Consider the following 17,475-nt stretch of genomic DNA (forward strand, 5'->3'; position numbering starts at 1 on the left):
GGCCCCGAAATACGTTGCAATTTGATCTGATATTTACCTTGGAGGGATTCATATGGCAGCAGGATTGAAAATAGCGGTAATCGGGGGAGGCTCCTCCTATACACCGGAGATTGTGGAAGGCTTTATCCGCAACTACGAGCAAATGCCGATTCGCGAATTGTGGTTCGTGGATATTGAAGAAGGCAAGCATAAGCTCGAGATCGTAGGGAATTTGGCCAAGCGCATGGTGCAGCAGGCTGGTCTTCCCATCGAGGTTCATTTGACGCTGGACCGCCGGCAGGCGATTGAAGGCGCGGATTTCGTTACGACCCAGATGCGTGTCGGCTTGCTGGCCGCCCGTAAGCTGGATGAGCATATCCCGATTATGAACGGCGTTATCGGTCAGGAGACGACCGGTCCGGGAGGGATGATGAAAGCGCTGCGTACGGTTCCGGTCATTCTGGACATCTGCCGGGACATCGAGGAGCTGGCGCCGAATGCGTGGATGCTGAACTTCACGAACCCGGCCGGGATCGTGACCGAGGCTGTGCTCAAGCACAGCAAGGTAAAAACCGTCGGCCTGTGCAATTCGCCGATCAACTTCCAAAAATTCCTCGCGAAAGAGTATGGCGTATCGGAAAAAGAGGTGCTGGCCGAATTCGTCGGCATCAACCACTTGCACTGGGTAACCTCCGCGATCGTGAACGGGGAGGAGAAGATGCCGGAGCTCCTGGACGGCGGCAAATCCTACACGGCCAAAAACGTGCCGACCTTCGGCTGGGATGCGGATTTTATTCGTTCGCTCCAAGCCATCCCAACCTATTATCTGAAGTACTTCTATATGACGGATACGATGTTCGCAGACATGCTGTCATCGCTGGAGAAGGATGGCACCCGTGCGGATGTCGTCAGCCGGGTGGAGGAGGAGCTGTTCGAGCTCTATAAGGATGAGAACCTGGCAGAGAAGCCGAAGCAGCTGGAGCAGCGGGGCGGAGCTTACTATTCCGAAGCGGCGGTCAATCTGATGACATCGATTTATAATGACCGCCATGATATTCAGACGCTGAACGTAGCCAACGGGAACATTTACGATTTCTTGCCGGCGGACGCAAGCATCGAGGTCAACTGTGTCGTAACCGGTCAGGGCCCGATTCCGCTGGCTCCGCAAAAGGTTCCTTCCCATGTGAAGGGCCTGATGCATGCGGTGAAGGTGTATGAGCAGTTGACGATTGAAGCCGCCATCACCGGCGATCGCGGCATCGCATTGCAGGCGCTGGTGCATCATCCGCTCGTGCCTTCCGTCACCGTAGCGAAGAAGCTGCTGGATGAGATGCTGGAAGCGAACAAGACGTATTTGCCGGCATTCTTCAAGCCGGAAGCGGTTCTGTAATTCTATGAGCATCAGAGTTGCTCGATCCGAAAGGCAGATTTGAATAATACCACGCATCAAGCACAAAAACGCAGCCCTCCTAGGGCTGCGTTTTTGTATCATACGCCGGAATAAGCCATAAAGCCGCCGTCCACCGGGATAACCGTTCCCGTGACGAAGCCCGAAGCCTGATCGTCCACAAGCCATAGCAGCGTGCCAAGCAGATCCTCCGGTACCCCGAACCGCCTCATGGGCGTATGGGAAATAATCTTATGAGAACGCTCGGTCAGCGATCCGTCGCTGTTCGTCAGCAAACTGCGGTTCTGCTCGGTCAGGAAAAAGCCCGGCGCAATCGCGTTCACCCGGATACCGGCATCCGCCAGATGGACCGCGAGCCATTGGGTGAAATTGTTGATAGCGGCTTTGGCGGCGCTATAGGCGGGGACCTTCGTCATCGGGCTTGGCGCGCTCATGGACGAAATATTCAGCACCACCGCTCCCGGCCGCCCGATCATGCCCTCCGCGAAGATCTGCGTCGGAATCAGCGTACCGATGAAGTTCAAGTCGAAGACGCTGCGGAAGCCGGGCACGCTGAGCCCAAAGAAGGTGGTGACATCGGGTTCACCCTGATCTTCGGGGCGGAAGGTTTCATTCGTCGTATTGGCATCCCTCCGGTTGCCGCCGGCTCCGTTAATCAGAATATCGCAAGCGCCGAATGCTTCGCGTACAGCCCTTTCCGCCTGGCGTACGCTTTCGGTATCCGTTACGTCACAGGAGACCGCAATCGCCGTTCCGCCTGCCGCGGTGATCTCGTCAGCAACCTGCTGACCCTTCTCCAACGTACGGTTCAAGACGGCGACCTTCGCCCCCTGACGCCCAAGCTCAAGCGCCATGGCTCGGCATAATACTCCGGATCCGCCGGTAATAACCGCGGTTTTGCCATGGATGGATGGGTGGATGGGAAGGGCGATGCGCTCTTGGCGTGCAGATCCGACCGCGCCTTGAGCGGATCCGGTTGATTCCGGCATACCGTTCATGAATCCGCTCATTGGACAACCTCCTTCAATTTGGAGGCTTGATCCTGGCTCTTCCTGGTGTATGCATCCCACAGCCCCCACAAATACATAATGCCCAGCGCCCGGTCATACAGCCCGTAGCCCGGCCGGCATTGCTCGCCCCAAATATGCCGTCCGTGGTCGGGTCTGGCATAACCGGTAAATCCGGTTTCATGATAGGCCTGGACGATGCCGGCAATATCGACCGTCCCGTCCTGCGTCCGATGGGAGGTCTCGATAAAGTCGCCATTTTCAAAGACACGGACATTGCGAATATGCGCGAACGGAATCCGGTCATGGAATTCATGGATCATCGAGACGATATCGTTATCCGGATTCGCGCCGAGCGAGCCGCTGCACAAGGTGAGGCTGTTCGCAGGACTGTCGTACAGGCTCAAGAATTTGCGAAGGTTCTCCTGGCTGGTGATAATCCGGGGCAGGCCAAAAATGGACCAAGGCGGATCGTCGGGATGAATGGCCATTCGAATGCCGTTGGCTTCGGCGACCGGAACGACCGCGTTCAGGAAATACTCCAGATTGCTCCAGAGGTCCTCCTCCGTTACCCCGCGATAAGCCTCGAACAAAGAGGTCAGGTGAGCCAATCGCTCCGGCTCCCACCCCGGCATGGTAAGGGAGCTGTTCTGCGTGATCGTTCTTACAAGCTCCATCGGGTCGATGCCGTGAATTTTGGATTTTTCGAAGAAGAGTGCCGTCGATCCGTCGGGCGCTGCTTTAAACATATCGGTTCGCGCCCAATCAAAGATCGGCATGAAATTGTAGCAGATGACTTTGACGCCGACCTGGCCCAATTTTTCAATCGTACGGATGTAATTGGCGATGTAACGATCGCGTGACGGGAGGCCGAGCTTGATATCCTCATGCACATTTACGCTTTCCACAACGTCAATATGAAGTCCGAACGCGCTTGCCTGATCCCGAACTTCTTCAATCCGCTCCATCGGCCATTCCTCGCCGGCCGGAATATCATGGAGCGACCAGACGATTCCTTCTACGCCGGGAATTTGCCTGATATGATCCAGCGAGACCGTGTCGTTGCCTTCGCCGAACCACCGAAATACCATACGCATTGCTGCACCGCCTTTACGAATGTGGTTGTAGAATAAAATAATCAATGATAAACGCTTGAGCCTGGCTTGCCCGCCGCCCTTTATAAGAGAAGCGCAAGGCATGGATGGCGAATTCAAGCGGCTCATCATCGCCTGCCGGAAACATCCTTCGGAACCGCCAGGCTTTATATATTCCATACTACCATACAAGTATGGTAGTATGGAACGGAAAACGAAAATTTTGAACGGAGGGATCGGGAGGATGAGCCGTTTGGATATCGATAATCTGCTGCTTAACAGCAATAGCGCCAGAAAGCTGTACTATGATTATGCGGAGAGCATGCCGCTGTACGACTATCACAATCATTTAAGCCCGAAAGACATCGCGGACAACCGTCAATTCGGAAATCTGGCGGAAGTTTGGCTTGAAGGAGACCACTATAAATGGAGGGCCATGCGCTGGCTCGGTGTGGAGGAGGAGCTGATTACGGGCAGCGCGCCGCCCGAGGAGAAGTTCGCGGCTTGGGCGCGCTGCGTTCCTAAGCTGGTCGGCAATCCGCTCTATCATTGGACCCATCTGGAGCTGGCGAGATATTTCGGTATTCAGGAGCGTCTGTCCGGGGATAACGCAATGAAAATATGGCATGCGTGCAACGAGAAGCTGAGGGACCCTTCCCTTACGGCCGGAGGCATCCTTGCCCGCTTCAAGGTTAAGGTCGCGTGCACGACGGACGATCCGGCCGACACCTTGGAGTTTCATCGCCGTATTCAGCGCAATCCGGAGATTAACGCGGTCGTGGCGCCGGCTTTTCGTCCGGATCGGGTCCTTGACCTGACGCATGCCGATTTCGCAGGATATATCCGGCAGCTCGGGGAGGCGGTGAATCATGCGGTAGATACCTATGAAGAATTGCTCGAAGCACTTAAGCTGCGGATCCAGTACTTCCATGATCACGGCTGCCGGCTGTCCGATCACGGCTTCGGAGCGTTTCCGTATAAGCCTGCCAGCGAACAAGAGGCAGCGGCCATTTATGCCAAGGCCATGGCAGGGGACCCGATCTCACAACAGGAGGAGGCGAAGTACCGAACTTATACGCTGCTTCGGCTTGCTGTGATGTATCATGACTTGGGATGGGCCATGCAGCTTCATATCGGAGCATCCCGGAACAATAACGCCCGCATGCTGGCTAAGCTCGGGAAGGACAGCGGGTATGATTCCATCCTGGACTTTCATCTGGCGGCGAGTCTTAACGGATTTTTGAGCGAGCTTGACAAGGATGGCCGGCTCCCCAAGACTATCGTGTACAGCCTGTACTCCTCCCATTACGAGATGATTGCCACCACGATCGGCAATTTTCAATCGGCCGGCGTCGAAGGGAAGCTTCAGCTCGGCTCCGCCTGGTGGTTCCATGATCAGAAGGAAGGCATGCTGAAGCAGCTGACCGCATTGTCTTCCATGGGCCTGATCAGCACCTTCGTCGGCATGCTGACGGATTCGCGCAGCTTCATGTCGTTCCCGAGGCATGAATATTTCCGGCGCGTCCTTTGCCGCCTGTTCGGGGACTGGATCAAGGAAGGGGAGCTGCCGGCGGACTATGATTATATCGGAGGCATTATCCAGGATATTTGCTATCGCAACGCCGAGCGCTATTTTCAAATCCATTGAGAATCTCTGCTTCAATACAACAATATCCTAAGCGTTTGCTAATGACGGCATCGCAGAGGCAGGACGAAGGAGGAACAAATATATGAACAGTACATTATATCGGGCCTGGCTTCAATACTCGCCAGTTCAGGATGCGGAGCTTCGGGAGGCTTACCGCCGGGTTCTCGGCACGATCTCCTTGGAGGGAAGGCGATCCGAGCTTCTGGATTCGGCCATTGAGGAGCTTCGCAGCGGATGCCGATCCCTGCTGGACATCGAGCCGGAGCTATTGTTGCTGGGCAACGAGATGCCTCAACTGGCATCGAACGAAGGGATATCCCGCGGCCTTCAGCTGCGGGTGCAGCCTGCCGCCGATAACGTGCAGGACCTGGAGGAAGGGGACAACAGCGCTCCCGGAAAGCTGGGACCTGAAGGCTTCCGCCTTCAGTATCTGGGGGATAGTCTGCAGGAGCGAGTGATCCTGATCGGCGGCTCGGAGAAAGGTTTGCTGTACGGCGTATTTCATTTGCTGCGGCTTGTCGCCGCACACGAGCCGTTAACGGCATGGAACGTGACCGAGGAGCCGGTTAACCGGCTCCGGATGATCAATCAATGGGATAATGCGGACGGCTCGATCGAGCGGGGCTACGCGGGGCGTTCGATCTTTTACCGGGATGGGCGCTTCACGGAGGATCTTACGCGCGTCAAGGACTATGCAAGGCTGCTGTCTTCCGTCGGCATCAATGCAATTTCGATCAACAATGTGAACGTGCATGAGATTGAAACGCGGTTCATCACCCGGGAATATTTGCCTCAAGTGGCCCAAATCGCAAGTGTTTTTCGCAAGTACGGCATCACGCTGTATTTGAGCATTAACTTTGCGGCCCCGCTTCATATCGGCGGCGTTGGCACTTCCGATCCGCTGAATGAAGACGTACGGCGGTGGTGGAGGGCTGCCGCGGATGAGATTTACAGCCATATTCCGGACTTCGGCGGATTCCTGGTGAAGGCCGATTCGGAACACCGGCCGGGGCCGTTCGCTTACGGGCGCGACCATGCTGACGGCGCCAATATGCTTGCCGAAGCGTTGGAGCCCCATGGCGGAATCGTGATCTGGCGCTGCTTCGTCTATAACTGCATGCAGGATTGGCGGGATCGGAGTACGGACCGTGCCAAGGCGGCTTACGATCATTTCACGCCGCTTGACGGCCGGTTCATGGACAATGTGCTGCTGCAGATTAAGAACGGGCCGATGGATTTTCAGGTCCGGGAGCCGGTATCCCCGCTGTTCGGCAGCATGAAGCATACGAACCAGGTGCTGGAATTCCAGGTGACGCAGGAATATACCGGGCAGCAGCGCCATGTCTGCTATCTCGTTCCGCAGTGGAAGGACGTGCTGGACTTTGATACGCACGCGGACGGGCAGGGCTCGTATGTGAAACGGATCGTGTCCGGTTCGCTTCACAGCATGAAGCTAAGCGGGATTGCGGCCGTATCCAACATCGGAGATGACGAGAACTGGACGGGACATACGCTGGCACAGGCCAATCTGTACGGCTACGGACGGCTGATCTGGAATCCTGATCTGACCTCGGAGGAGATTGCGGAGGAATGGACCCGGCAGACCTTCGGCAACGACGAGGCCGTTATAAAGACTGTCTGCGGCATGCTGATGAAATCTTGGCCGATCTATGAAAGCTATACGTCCCCGCTCGGGGTCGGCTGGATGGTGACGCCGCATACCCATTACGGGCCGGACGTGGACGGATACGAGTATTCCAGGTGGGGGACATACCATTTTGCGGACCGGGACGGCATCGGGGTCGACCGTACGGCTGCGACGGGGACGGGTTATACGGCCCAGTATTTCGAGCCGAATGCGCGCAGGTACGAGACGCTGGAGGACTGTCCCGACGAGCTGCTGCTGTTCTTCCACCATGTGCCGTACTCGCACCGCCTGAAGTCGGGGAAAACGGTGATTCAGCATATTTATGACACCCATTTTGAAGGTGCGGATGCAGCGGCAGAGCTCCTAGCGGAATGGGCATCTCTCGAGGGGCGAATCGATCCGGCGCAGCATGCCCAGGTGGCCGCGAGGCTGGCCGAACAGGCAGAGCATGCCAAGCACTGGCGGGATGTCATCAACACGTATTTCTTCCGCAAGTCCGGCGTGCCGGATGAGAAGGGGCGTACTATCTTTTAAAGGAATGGGTGGAGCAGGGGGAGCTTCCTTATCTATACAATGGTATGGATGGGTTAGGAAAGGCACAGCGTCCATTAAAAAGTATAGAGGATGGAAGGCTCCAACTCGGACTGTCGCAGGAGGTCCCGCCTTATAATAAAGAAGGAACCGCTCTTACGCGAGCGGTTCCGCCAAGAAGAGGGGGTAGATCACCCGGTGCGAAGGAGGATCTACTCTTTTTTCGTGCGGTCCAGGTTCATCTGTGCAGTGGTGTCTGTATTCGGGGTGTCATTGCCCGCGATAAGAACCTTGACCCCCTTGCTCTCAATCTCCTCGCTGGCATGGATATCGGCTTCGTCGTCCGTGATGACAGGGTCCATATCTGTAATGGCGCAGCCTTTAATAAAGAAATCTAGGCCCAGCTAGCTGCACCTAAGACTTCGGATGCTAGGAGAAGGAGCGGGCGTATAAAGCACATGGCGATCGTGGCACGTGTTTTTTTATTTATTGTATTCCGTCACGGTCGTAATCTCTCGATACACCAACTACCTTGCCAATGATTCTGTTTGCGGGAACCGGACCGAAGCTGCGGCTGTCCACACTCCTCCACCAGTTGTCATTGATCACAAAGTAGGTTTAGAAGCAGATTTGACTCATAAGCCTGTATGAACGGATGCCGGCCTTCATAAACTAAGATTATAGAGACGGTTTATAACAATAACGTAATGAACCAAGCACAGGTTTTGTTATATGATAGGGGTAGATTACATAAAGACGTCTCCAAATTGGCGTGTCTCCTTCGCAAAAGGGCTTGCGGATTCTCGGGCTTTATAGGGTGGGGGGCTATATGATATACTATGGATATGAATAGATTGCAATGATCCATGGTCATGATGAAGGAGGGGAATGGGATGACAACCGAAAGCCATACGCATGAAGCCTGTGCGGTAACGAGTGAGCGGAAAAGCCATCATTCCGAGAAAACGAAGAACAACCTCATTAGCCGATTGAACCGGATTGAGGGGCAAATTCGCGGAGTGAAGGGCTTGATTGAGAAGGATACGTATTGTGATGACGTATTGAACCAGATCTCCTCCATTCAATCGGCATTGAACGGCGTAGGCAGGCTGCTGCTGGAGCATCATATGAAGAGCTGCGTGGTCGAGCGCCTGCAGGAAGGCGACGATGACGTCATTACCGAATTGCTGACCACGATGAACAAGCTGATGAAATAAGCGAAAGCTTGTTTACAAAGGCAACGTGTGCGGCATGTGTTTGCTGACCTGCTGAACCCTAGTGAAAAAAGCTGGCCTTCGTAAATCGAATGCGCAGCTTCAGCATACAAACGAACCAAGAGCCTGCTGCCCGATCTCCGGCGGCAGGCTCTATATTTAGGAGGCGCTGCAGAGGCGCCGTTATTGCCTAGTGCATTAACTCTTGCGTAAAGTTGCTCCAGCCTTAGAGCGCGTCGGAATAAAAAAAGATGCATTCGAGGATGTTAGATATAAAAAGGGACAAGCCCGTTATTATTCTCCTATAGGGGCGAAAAGCCTGATTTTATGGGCGCGAAGCGGCAATTTTGAAAAAAAGAGAAATTCATGGTTGACTAAATATAGGGTAGGGGGGTATACTAACACCAGAAACACAAAACAACGCGTCATAACCGGCCGACAGCGAATGATGGAATAAGGAAAGGCCGAAGCATTTTAAATAAACCATTTAAGGAGCGATGAAGAATGGAACAGGTAACGTTGAAAGTCGAAGGCATGTCCTGCATGCACTGCGTAAATTCGATCGAGGGCGCACTGAAGGAGCAAGGGATTTCCGGAAGCGTGGATTTGAAGGTGGGCACCGTATCGGTGAACTATGATGCCGGCAAGTTCAGCTTGGAAGATATCAAGGAATTGATCGAAGAACAGGGGTACACCGTAGCCTAAGGGCTGAAGACGACGGAAGAGGGGTGTAAGACGATGGGAACAGGAGCAGTTCAAGAGCAGAAGAAGGCATCGCTGCAGTTGACCGGCATGACATGTGCGGCATGCGCGAACCGGATTGAGAAGGGGCTGAGCAAAATGGAAGGCGTCCAAGACGCCAACGTAAACTTTGCGCTGGAGAAGGCCTCCGTAACCTATGATCCGGCGGTCGTTTCGGTCAAGGAGATGGAGGAGAAGATCCAGAAGCTCGGCTATGGCACGGCGAAGGAAACGGTTGATTTTCAGCTGGTTGGCATGTACTGTGCAGCTTGCGCATCGAAGATCGAGAAGGTGGTCGGCAAGATGCCGGGGGTAAGCCAGGCTAACGTCAACTTTGCCCTGGAGACGGCCCGGGTGGAGTTTAACCCTGCGGAAGTATCGATCAGCGACATTCAGCAGCGTGTAGAAAAGCTGGGGTATCAGGCCATATCCAAGCAGGAGGCGCCGGATCAGGAGAGCCACCGCAAGGAAGCCATCGCCAAGCAAAAGCGCAAGCTAATCCTATCGGCCATCCTGTCTCTGCCGCTGCTGTGGGCGATGGTCACCCATTTCTCCTTTACTTCATGGATCTGGATGCCGGAGCTCTTTATGAATCCATGGTTCCAGCTCGCGCTTGCTACCCCGGTTCAGTTCTATATCGGCAAGCAGTTCTATGTAGGGGCATATAAAGCCCTTCGCAACAAGAGCGCCAACATGGACGTTCTCGTAGCTCTCGGTACATCGGCTGCGTACTTCTACAGCTTGTACCTGACGATTGACTGGGCCGCAGCGGGCGGAAGCGTGCATCACGGCCCGGCGATGTATTATGAAACGAGTGCCGTTTTGATCACGCTCGTCATTCTCGGGAAGCTGTTTGAATCCCTGGCCAAGGGCAGAACCTCGGAAGCGATCAAGACGCTGATGGGGCTGCAGGCCAAAACGGCCGTCGTCATCCGTGACGGTCAGGAAACGACCGTACCGGTTGAGCAGGTCATGGTTGGAGATATCGTCGTCGTTAAGCCGGGAGAGAAGATTCCGGTCGACGGCCGGGTGATCGAAGGCATGTCGGCGGTCGATGAGTCCATGCTGACCGGGGAGAGCATTCCGGTTGAGAAGAAGGCCGGGGATACGGTCATCGGAGCTACGATTAACAAAAACGGACGTCTGAAGTTCGAGGCCTCCAAGGTGGGCAAAGAGACCGCTCTCGCCCAAATTATCAAGGTGGTTGAGGAAGCTCAAGGGTCCAAGGCGCCGATTCAGCGGGTGGCCGACGTCATCTCCGGCATTTTCGTACCGATCGTGGTCGGTATTGCAATTGCAGCTTTTCTCATATGGTACTTCTGGGTGACACCAGGCAACTTTGCGAATGCGCTTGAAATCGCGATTGCGATCCTCGTCATCGCTTGCCCGTGTGCTCTAGGCTTAGCCACACCGACCTCCATTATGGCCGGATCGGGCCGTGCGGCAGAGCTTGGCGTACTGTTCAAGGGCGGGGAGCATCTGGAAGCGACGCATAAGATGGATACGATCGTACTGGATAAAACCGGAACGGTAACCAAGGGCAAACCGGAGCTGACCGATGTTCAAGCGCATGATTTTGAAGAGGAAGCATTCCTGCGCCTGGTCGGCGCTGCCGAGAAGAGCTCGGAGCATCCGCTGGCAGAAGCGATCGTAGCCGGAATTGAAGCAAAAGGGATTGCGCTCCCGGCAGCTCAGGAGTTCGAAGCGATTCCGGGGTACGGTATCTATGCAAGCGTGGACGGCCATGAGGTGCTGGTCGGAACGCGCAAGCTGATGGCGAAGCATCAGATCCCGGTGGAATCGGTCCTCCCCCGGATGTCGGAGCTGGAGACCGAGGGCAAGACCGCGATGCTGGCAGCGATCGACGGCAAATATGCCGGACTCGTCGCCGTCGCGGATACGATTAAGGAAACGTCCCGAGAAGCCGTTGCAAGGTTGAAAGAAATGGGCATTGAAGTGGTTATGATGACCGGCGACAATGAGCGAACCGCGCAGGCGATTGCGAAGCAGGTCGGCATCGATCATGTCCTGGCCGAAGTCCTGCCGGAAGGCAAAGCCGATGAAGTGAAGAAGCTTCAGCAGCAGGGCAAGAAAGTCGCCATGGTTGGTGACGGCATCAACGACGCTCCGGCTTTGGCGGTAGCCGATATCGGCATGGCGATCGGTACGGGAACCGACGTCGCGATGGAGGCGGCGGACGTCACCCTTATGAAGGGCGATCTGAACAGCATTCCGGACGCCATTTATATGAGCCGCAAAACGATGAGCAATATCCGGCAAAACCTGTTCTGGGCGCTCGGCTACAATTCGCTGGGCATTCCGATTGCCGCGATCGGCCTGCTGGCCCCTTGGGTCGCCGGGGCGGCAATGGCGCTTAGCTCGGTATCGGTTGTACTCAATGCCCTCCGTTTGCAGCGCATGAAAGTATAACCCCGACATCGAAGGCTTTGAAGAAAGATAGCGTTTGTGGGGACCATACGATCAATTGAACAAAATGGGAGTGTTCACATGAGTATGCGGAAGTTTGCCGTAACGCCAGGGTTTGAGGTGGGCGGAACGATGTTCCGTCCCGAACAGCTGGCGGTCCTGGGCAGCGTCGTCGGCGAGGATGCCCGTATCGAAATGACAGGCTTCAAACAGCTGTATATCGAGATGGAGGAGGAACAGATGGAAGAGGCTCAGCGCCTGTTAAGGGCAGCCGGACTCCAGGTTCACCCTGCCGGATTCGTCACCAAAAGTCTGATCGCCTGCCATTTCTGCAGGGGGGCAGAGGAAGCGGGCCTGGACGTAGCCCGGGCCCTTGATGAAGCGATTGCCGGGCATCCGGTACCCTCGCCGCTCAGGATCGGATATGCTGGCTGCGCGCTCGGTACGAGCGAACCGCTGCTGAAAGACATCGCCGTCATCAAAATGCGGGATAAATACGATATGTATGTCGGCGGAGAGCCGAGGGGGCTGAAGGCTCTGCTGGCCCAGCAGCTGCATGCCGGCCTGGAAGCCGAGGAGCTTGTTCCGATTATCCGTAGCTTGATCGCGATTTTTCAGGAGCAGGGCAAGAAGAAAGAGAAATTTTCAAGATTCGTGGACCGGATCACGCTGGAGAAGCTGCGGGAGCTTACTGCAAGTGCCCGAATGGAGACGGCCGGTTAGATCATATTGATGAGGCATGATTCCAGGAGACATCACTGTATGGTGGTGTCTTTTTTTGTTATAGGTACAGGAACATAATCAATTCGGAGCAAGCTACAACGGTGGGACAGTTGACGAACAGAATGGAAGGGTATACAATTTAATTGTTAAAAGCTTTTAACTACTTAATATTGTGATATATATTTCAACTTCTACTGAATGGGGTGATCCAGGCTGGATAAGAAGGAGCAGTTGTCCCACATGGTGTCCCGCCAGATGATGACCCTGGTGGCCGGCTATGCCCAAATACTCGACAGCGATCTGACAGGACCCCAATATTATGTGCTGCAGACGCTGGCTAATGAAGGTGATCAGACGAGCTCCTATTTTGCAAGCGTGCTGAACGTGACTTTGCCTTCCGTCACCAATCTCAGCAACAAGCTGGTGAGCAAGGGGCTTATTGAACGGGTCACGTCCGAAGCTGACCGGCGGCAGGTTTATCTGAGGATCACCGAGCGGGGCCGCGAGATGGAAGCCCGCATGGTGGAGAAATACCGGGAGCTGAACGAAGGACTGTGGTCGGATTATACCGAAGAGGAGTTGGATTTGCTGATCTCCGCTTATGCGAAGATGATCGACCATTTCCAGCTCAAGATTAACCCGTCCGGAAACAGGGACGGCAAATAAAAAACCAGGAGGTCATCCAATATGGGAAGACTGGATAATAAAGTAGCGATCATCACAGGTGCGGCCGGCGGTATGGGTAAGGCGGATGCCCTGTTGTTTGCGAAAGAGGGCGCGAAGGTAGCGATCACCGACCTGCAGGAGGATAAAATCCAGGAGGTTGTGGCCGAGATCCAAGCCAGCGGCGGTGAAGCCATCGGCTTTAAGCAAAATGTCGCTTCGGAGGAAGACTGGATCCGCGTCGTGGATGAAACCGTGAAGAAGTTCGGCAAGATTGATATTTTGGTTAACAATGCCGGTATCTCGAACGCAACGCCGTTCATGGACCTGACGGTTGAAGGCTGGGAGAAGACGATGTCGATTAACGTGACAAGCATTTTCCTCGGCCAAAAATACGTCATTCCGCGCATGATCGAAGCGGGAGGCGGCTCCATCATCAACATTTCCTCCATTGCCGGCCTGACGGGCGGCAGCGGCGCGGGACCTTACACCGCAAGCAAAGGCGCCGTTCGCATGCTGACCAAGGCAACGGCCGTCGATTTTGCGAAACATAACATCCGCTGCAACTCGATCCATCCGGGTTACATCGAAACCCCGATGACGGTCGATCTGTTCAAGAACGAGCAGATGATGCAGTGGTTCCAATCGCAGACGCCGCTTCCACGCCTCGGCAAACCGGAGGATATCGCGAATGGCGCCTTGTTCCTGGCTTCGGACGAATCCTCTTACATTACGGGCATCGAGCTCCCGATCGACGGTGGATACTACGCGAAGTAACCGGGGATCTCTTCTATTCGGTCAGCGCATGATCGGATATGACGAATGGATCACTGTCAGATACAGCGGGTACCCAGGAATTTTAAGAAGACTTTTGTAGATCATTGAATATTGGTCCTTGATATATAGCGTTCATTTATATCCATTAAGGGAGTGTTGTTCCATGTCCGATCATCAACAGATTGCAGTCATCACCGGCGCGGCCAGCGGAATCGGGAGAGCGAGCAGCTTGAAGCTGGCGGAGAACGGCGCAGCCGTCGTCCTGGTTGATTTCAACAAGGAGGCTGGGGAAGAAACGCTCCGTATGATTAAGGAACAAGGCGGAGACGGCATTTTCGTGCAGGCCGACGTGTCCAAGAGCGAGGATGTACAGAACTACGTAAACAAGGCGATGGAGACATACGGCCGAATTGATTTCTTCTTCAACAATGCCGGGATCGTGCAGAAGTTCTCGATGCTCGACGATATCGAGGAGAGCGAATTCGATCGTCAAATGTCCGTCAATGTGAAGGGCTGCTTCCTCGGCATGAAATACGTGCTGAAGGTCATGAAAGAGCAGGGCAGCGGGCATATTCTGAATACCGCGTCCACGGCGGGCATCCGCAGTGAGCACAGCGCGGGCGCTTATTCGGCGAGCAAGCATGCGGTCGTCGGCTTGACGAAGTCCGCGGCGCTCGAATACGTGAAGAAAGGCATTCGCGTGAACGCGATCTGTCCGGGCGGCGTTCAGACACCGCTGACTGCGGCGGTGGCCAAGTCCTTCCAGGAGGGCGGCTATGTGCCCGAAGAGATCTCCAACATGCGGATGGGCCGTCCGGCAGAGGCCGACGAAATCGCGAACGTGGTTGCGTTTATGGCTTCGCCGGGGTCCAGTTATATGACGGGCTCGCTCGTGACGATCGACGGCGGGTTGACGCTGTAACACAGCATTTCAATAAGCAAGGCCAGTCAAGCCGGATTCAGCGGCGTGGCTGGCCTTTTTTTGGCTTATATCCGTGCGGGCTTTCCCTTGCGTCTCCGGAGTACGGGCTCGGTATAGTCGGATGTGCTTCTGTCATGCTTCTTGCGTGCTAGTGTGCAATTCCGAGCGCATTAAAAAAAGACCTACCCGCGTTTGCAACGTCTGGGTAGGTCTTATCGCTGCGGAATGATTCGCTTAGCGCTGATTCAGGCCGACGGCCTCTGCCAACAGCTCGTAGGACCGGAGCCGCGCCTTGTGATCATAGATCGCGGCGGCTACAATCATTTCATCCGCTTGCGTCATGCGCTGGAACTCTTCCAGCTGCGCGCGGACGGTATCCGGGCTGCCGATGGCGGAGAAGCTGAGCTGCCGCTTCACGATCGCCTGCTCCTGCAGGTTCCACAGATCATCCATGCTGTCGACCGGCGGGCTGAGCTGGCCGGTGCGGCCCCGGATGATGTTCAGGAACTGCTGATAGGGCGATGTCGCCAGCCGCTGGGCTTCCTCGTCGGTATCGGCGCAGATGACGTTCACGCCGATCATCGCGTAAGGTTTGCTAAGCTCCTCCGACGGGCGGAAGGTGGAGCGGTACAGATCCAGCGCCGGCATGAGATAATCCGGCGCGAAGTGGCTCGCGAAGGAGAACGGAAGCCCGAGCTGCCCCGCCAGCTGGGCGCTGAAGCCGCTGGAGCCCAGCAGCCAGATCGGGATGTCGAGCCCTTCGCCCGGGATTGCCCGGACGCGCATGGACGAGCCGGAGATGGGCTTGAAATAGGTTCGCAGCTCGCCGAGGCGATCCGGGAAATCCTGTCCGTCGCTGCCGGGACCGCGCCGCAGCGCCCGCGAGGTGAGCTGATCCGAGCCCGGCGCCCGGCCGAGCCCAAGATCGATCCGGCCCGGGTAGAGTGATTCGAGCGTGCCGAACTGCTCGGCGATGACCAGCGGCGCATGGTTCGGCAGCATAATGCCGCCAGAACCGACGCGAATGGTGTTCGTTCCGCCGGCCACGTGGCCGATAACGACGGAGGTCGCGGAGCTGGCGATGCCCGGCATGTTATGGTGCTCGGCCAGCCAGTAGCGGTTGTAGCCCCACCGCTCGGCGTGCTGGGCAAGGTCGAGCGTATTTTTGAGTGACTGTGCCGCAGTGCTGCCAGCGGTAATCGGAGCGAGATCCAGGATCGAGATCGGAATATCGCCCACCGTTTTTGATTCTGTATGATGAAGATCGGATTCAGACATATGGTAGCCTCCTTCTTCGTGCAGAGCACGGCAAGATTATATAGAGACGGTCATCCTGGCTTCCTGACGATAGGGCACCGAGGATGACTGCGGATAAGTATGGTATACCCAGTCACCGGATTCCCTATATAACCATCATTATATACCTAGTTAATTGATAAGAAAAATATGCAAGGAACTGCCTGCCGGGTTAGCGGATTGCAAAACAGGAGCCGACGAGGCTCCGAAGCTATTGATAATGCGATTCGGGCATTCCGATTGATCGAGGGATGCCGATTTTTCTCAAACCTGAAACTAAAAATATAAAGGATTGCCAGGGACGTTAACGAACTTCTTATATTACATCATTACATCGATTAAGAAAGAGGATCTTTAAATTATCCAGGAGAGCAAGGGGAATGGCCTATGGCAAATTACAAAATGCTGGCACTTGATCTGGACGGCACCACGTTGAATGAAGAAGGCATCGTGACGGATACGACCCGGTATTGGATTCAAAAGGCGGTCGATTCCGGCGTCCTGGTGATTTTCTCAACCGGACGGGGGATGCAGACCGTCATGGACCTGTGGAACAGTCTTGAATTGAATGGCCCAATGGTGCTGCTGAACGGAGCCGAGCTATGGACGGGAAGGGAGCAGCTGTGCGAGCGGCATTTTTTGAAGCCGGAAGAAATTCGACGGCTGCACCGGCTGGCGCTGGAGGCGGACGCCCATTTCTGGGGATACAGCGTAGAAAGCCTCACGAGCCGCAAAAACTGGACGGAGGAAATGTTTGAGCGGCGATGGATGAAATTCGGCATGCATCATCCTGATCTGTCGGTCATTTCGAAGCTGCGGGAGCTCGCCTCCGAGATCGATACGATTGAAATTTCCCGCTCGGCAGCCGTTAATGTGGAGATTTCCCCTCGCGGCATATCGAAGGAATCAGGCGTGCGGACGATTTGCAGCAGACTTGGTATCGATATGCGCGAAGTGATGGCTATCGGTGACAACATGAACGATTACCGCCTGATTCGGGCTGCCGGGCTTGGCATTGCCATGGGAAACGCGGATGAGGCGCTGAAGGCAGTTGCCGATGGGCAGACGGACATGAATGCCCGGGACGGCGTCGCCAAGGCAATTCAGCGCTATATTTTCGATGATGGGCAGGTCTGAATGGTAGCATTATGAAATAATCGTCGAACGTATAGCAGCAAAAAAGATATTGGAATTGCAAAACACCCATAATCTTGCCGCTTGGCAAGGCTGGGTGTTTTTTGTTCCGGTTTCCTGTGAGTCCAAGTAAGACGGATCCGGCAAGTTCCGCTTACGGCAAGCGCCCTTTCTATTAGAAATAGGCATTTGTAGAGGCCGGACATCAGCAAATGCACATATATTGTACCGAAGCCTAACATAACCAGGAGGTGGTCCCCCCC

At 55.1% G+C, this 17,475-nt stretch carries 16 protein-coding genes; 11 read left to right on the forward strand and 5 right to left on the reverse strand.

Features of this window, described 5'->3' with window-relative positions:
* Nucleotides 1-52 precede the first annotated feature (52 nt).
* The gene (locus BBD41_RS15640; RefSeq protein WP_099478128.1) at nt 53-1,369 is read left to right on the forward strand and encodes a 6-phospho-beta-glucosidase; all 1,317 of its coding nucleotides are present in this window, start codon (nt 53-55) and stop codon (nt 1,367-1,369) included.
* Between the two features lie 98 nt (nt 1,370-1,467).
* On the opposite strand, the gene BBD41_RS15645 is transcribed toward BBD41_RS15640, so the two are convergent.
* Complete coding sequence (locus tag BBD41_RS15645; RefSeq protein ID WP_099480640.1) at nt 1,468-2,376, reverse strand: SDR family oxidoreductase; 909 nt, start codon at nt 2,374-2,376, stop codon at nt 1,468-1,470.
* 17 nt (nt 2,377-2,393) lie between these two features.
* Nucleotides 2,394-3,491, reverse strand: coding sequence for a mannonate dehydratase (uxuA, locus tag BBD41_RS15650; protein WP_099478129.1), 1,098 nt, complete (start codon nt 3,489-3,491; stop codon nt 2,394-2,396).
* Between the two features lie 241 nt (nt 3,492-3,732).
* Between uxuA and uxaC the strand changes: the two genes are divergently transcribed.
* On the forward strand, nt 3,733-5,136 hold the full coding sequence (uxaC, locus tag BBD41_RS15655) for a glucuronate isomerase (protein ID WP_099478130.1): 1,404 nt from the start codon (nt 3,733-3,735) through the stop codon (nt 5,134-5,136).
* Between the two features lie 82 nt (nt 5,137-5,218).
* Nucleotides 5,219-7,318 carry an alpha-glucuronidase family glycosyl hydrolase gene (locus BBD41_RS15660; protein WP_099478131.1) on the forward strand — a complete coding sequence of 700 codons (2,100 nt, stop codon included), beginning with the start codon at nt 5,219-5,221 and terminating at the stop codon, nt 7,316-7,318.
* A 209-nt stretch (nt 7,319-7,527) separates the two neighbouring features.
* On the opposite strand, the gene BBD41_RS29815 is transcribed toward BBD41_RS15660, so the two are convergent.
* Both BBD41_RS29815 and BBD41_RS30660 read right to left on the reverse strand, forming a co-directional pair.
* Entirely contained in the window at nt 7,528-7,677 is a 150-nt protein-coding gene (locus tag BBD41_RS29815; protein ID WP_157929309.1) for a hypothetical protein, read from the reverse strand.
* A 124-nt stretch (nt 7,678-7,801) separates the two neighbouring features.
* Complete coding sequence (locus BBD41_RS30660) at nt 7,802-7,924, reverse strand: S26 family signal peptidase (RefSeq protein ID WP_157929310.1); 123 nt, start codon at nt 7,922-7,924, stop codon at nt 7,802-7,804.
* A gap of 284 nt (nt 7,925-8,208) precedes the next feature.
* Here BBD41_RS30660 and BBD41_RS15670 point away from each other — a divergent pair, with 284 nt between their 5' ends.
* The 7 genes from BBD41_RS15670 (at nt 8,209) to BBD41_RS15700 (ending at nt 14,782) form a co-directional block, all read left to right on the forward strand.
* The gene (locus BBD41_RS15670) at nt 8,209-8,532 is read left to right on the forward strand and encodes a metal-sensitive transcriptional regulator (RefSeq protein WP_007128955.1); all 324 of its coding nucleotides are present in this window, start codon (nt 8,209-8,211) and stop codon (nt 8,530-8,532) included.
* A gap of 501 nt (nt 8,533-9,033) precedes the next feature.
* The gene (locus BBD41_RS15675; RefSeq protein ID WP_099478133.1) at nt 9,034-9,234 is read left to right on the forward strand and encodes a cation transporter; all 201 of its coding nucleotides are present in this window, start codon (nt 9,034-9,036) and stop codon (nt 9,232-9,234) included.
* Between the two features lie 33 nt (nt 9,235-9,267).
* Nucleotides 9,268-11,700, forward strand: a complete 2,433-nt coding sequence (locus BBD41_RS15680) for a heavy metal translocating P-type ATPase (protein WP_077568633.1) — start codon at nt 9,268-9,270, stop codon at nt 11,698-11,700.
* 78 nt (nt 11,701-11,778) lie between these two features.
* Entirely contained in the window at nt 11,779-12,420 is a 642-nt protein-coding gene (locus BBD41_RS15685) for an NAD(P)/FAD-dependent oxidoreductase (RefSeq protein WP_099478134.1), read from the forward strand.
* Nucleotides 12,421-12,660: 240 nt separating this feature from the next.
* Nucleotides 12,661-13,086 (forward strand): MarR family winged helix-turn-helix transcriptional regulator, encoded by a 426-nt coding sequence (locus BBD41_RS15690; protein WP_077568629.1) that lies wholly within the window; start codon nt 12,661-12,663, stop codon nt 13,084-13,086.
* A 21-nt stretch (nt 13,087-13,107) separates the two neighbouring features.
* The gene (locus BBD41_RS15695) at nt 13,108-13,860 is read left to right on the forward strand and encodes an SDR family NAD(P)-dependent oxidoreductase (RefSeq protein ID WP_077568627.1); all 753 of its coding nucleotides are present in this window, start codon (nt 13,108-13,110) and stop codon (nt 13,858-13,860) included.
* Between the two features lie 163 nt (nt 13,861-14,023).
* Nucleotides 14,024-14,782 (forward strand): SDR family NAD(P)-dependent oxidoreductase, encoded by a 759-nt coding sequence (locus tag BBD41_RS15700; RefSeq protein WP_099478135.1) that lies wholly within the window; start codon nt 14,024-14,026, stop codon nt 14,780-14,782.
* A gap of 234 nt (nt 14,783-15,016) precedes the next feature.
* Here the strand turns inward: BBD41_RS15700 and BBD41_RS15705 are convergent, their stop codons facing one another.
* Nucleotides 15,017-16,060 carry an LLM class flavin-dependent oxidoreductase gene (locus BBD41_RS15705; protein WP_099478136.1) on the reverse strand — a complete coding sequence of 348 codons (1,044 nt, stop codon included), beginning with the start codon at nt 16,058-16,060 and terminating at the stop codon, nt 15,017-15,019.
* A gap of 405 nt (nt 16,061-16,465) precedes the next feature.
* On the opposite strand from BBD41_RS15705, the gene BBD41_RS15710 reads away from it, so the two are divergent.
* On the forward strand, nt 16,466-17,215 hold the full coding sequence (locus tag BBD41_RS15710; protein ID WP_099478137.1) for a Cof-type HAD-IIB family hydrolase: 750 nt from the start codon (nt 16,466-16,468) through the stop codon (nt 17,213-17,215).
* The last annotated feature ends 260 nt before the right edge of the window (nt 17,216-17,475 follow it).

It is taken from the genome of Paenibacillus ihbetae, assembly GCF_002741055.1.
Lineage (GTDB): Bacteria > Bacillota > Bacilli > Paenibacillales > Paenibacillaceae > Paenibacillus_AQ > Paenibacillus_AQ ihbetae.

What these genes read in the sequence shown, in the direction of transcription:
- BBD41_RS15640 (WP_099478128.1), top strand. Translation starts at nt 53, where the DNA reads ATGGCAGCAGGATTGAAAATAGCGGTAATCGGGGGAGGCTCCTCCTAT.
- BBD41_RS15645 (WP_099480640.1), bottom strand. Translation starts at nt 2,376, where the DNA reads ATGCCGGAATCAACCGGATCCGCTCAAGGCGCGGTCGGATCTGCACGC.
- uxuA (WP_099478129.1), bottom strand. Translation starts at nt 3,491, where the DNA reads ATGCGTATGGTATTTCGGTGGTTCGGCGAAGGCAACGACACGGTCTCG.
- uxaC (WP_099478130.1), top strand. Translation starts at nt 3,733, where the DNA reads ATGAGCCGTTTGGATATCGATAATCTGCTGCTTAACAGCAATAGCGCC.
- BBD41_RS15660 (WP_099478131.1), top strand. Translation starts at nt 5,219, where the DNA reads ATGAACAGTACATTATATCGGGCCTGGCTTCAATACTCGCCAGTTCAG.
- BBD41_RS29815 (WP_157929309.1), bottom strand. Translation starts at nt 7,677, where the DNA reads ATGGACCCTGTCATCACGGACGACGAAGCCGATATCCATGCCAGCGAG.
- BBD41_RS15670 (WP_007128955.1), top strand. Translation starts at nt 8,209, where the DNA reads ATGACAACCGAAAGCCATACGCATGAAGCCTGTGCGGTAACGAGTGAG.
- BBD41_RS15675 (WP_099478133.1), top strand. Translation starts at nt 9,034, where the DNA reads ATGGAACAGGTAACGTTGAAAGTCGAAGGCATGTCCTGCATGCACTGC.
- BBD41_RS15680 (WP_077568633.1), top strand. Translation starts at nt 9,268, where the DNA reads ATGGGAACAGGAGCAGTTCAAGAGCAGAAGAAGGCATCGCTGCAGTTG.
- BBD41_RS15685 (WP_099478134.1), top strand. Translation starts at nt 11,779, where the DNA reads ATGAGTATGCGGAAGTTTGCCGTAACGCCAGGGTTTGAGGTGGGCGGA.
- BBD41_RS15690 (WP_077568629.1), top strand. Translation starts at nt 12,661, where the DNA reads ATGGTGTCCCGCCAGATGATGACCCTGGTGGCCGGCTATGCCCAAATA.
- BBD41_RS15695 (WP_077568627.1), top strand. Translation starts at nt 13,108, where the DNA reads ATGGGAAGACTGGATAATAAAGTAGCGATCATCACAGGTGCGGCCGGC.
- BBD41_RS15700 (WP_099478135.1), top strand. Translation starts at nt 14,024, where the DNA reads ATGTCCGATCATCAACAGATTGCAGTCATCACCGGCGCGGCCAGCGGA.
- BBD41_RS15705 (WP_099478136.1), bottom strand. Translation starts at nt 16,060, where the DNA reads ATGTCTGAATCCGATCTTCATCATACAGAATCAAAAACGGTGGGCGAT.
- BBD41_RS15710 (WP_099478137.1), top strand. Translation starts at nt 16,466, where the DNA reads ATGGCAAATTACAAAATGCTGGCACTTGATCTGGACGGCACCACGTTG.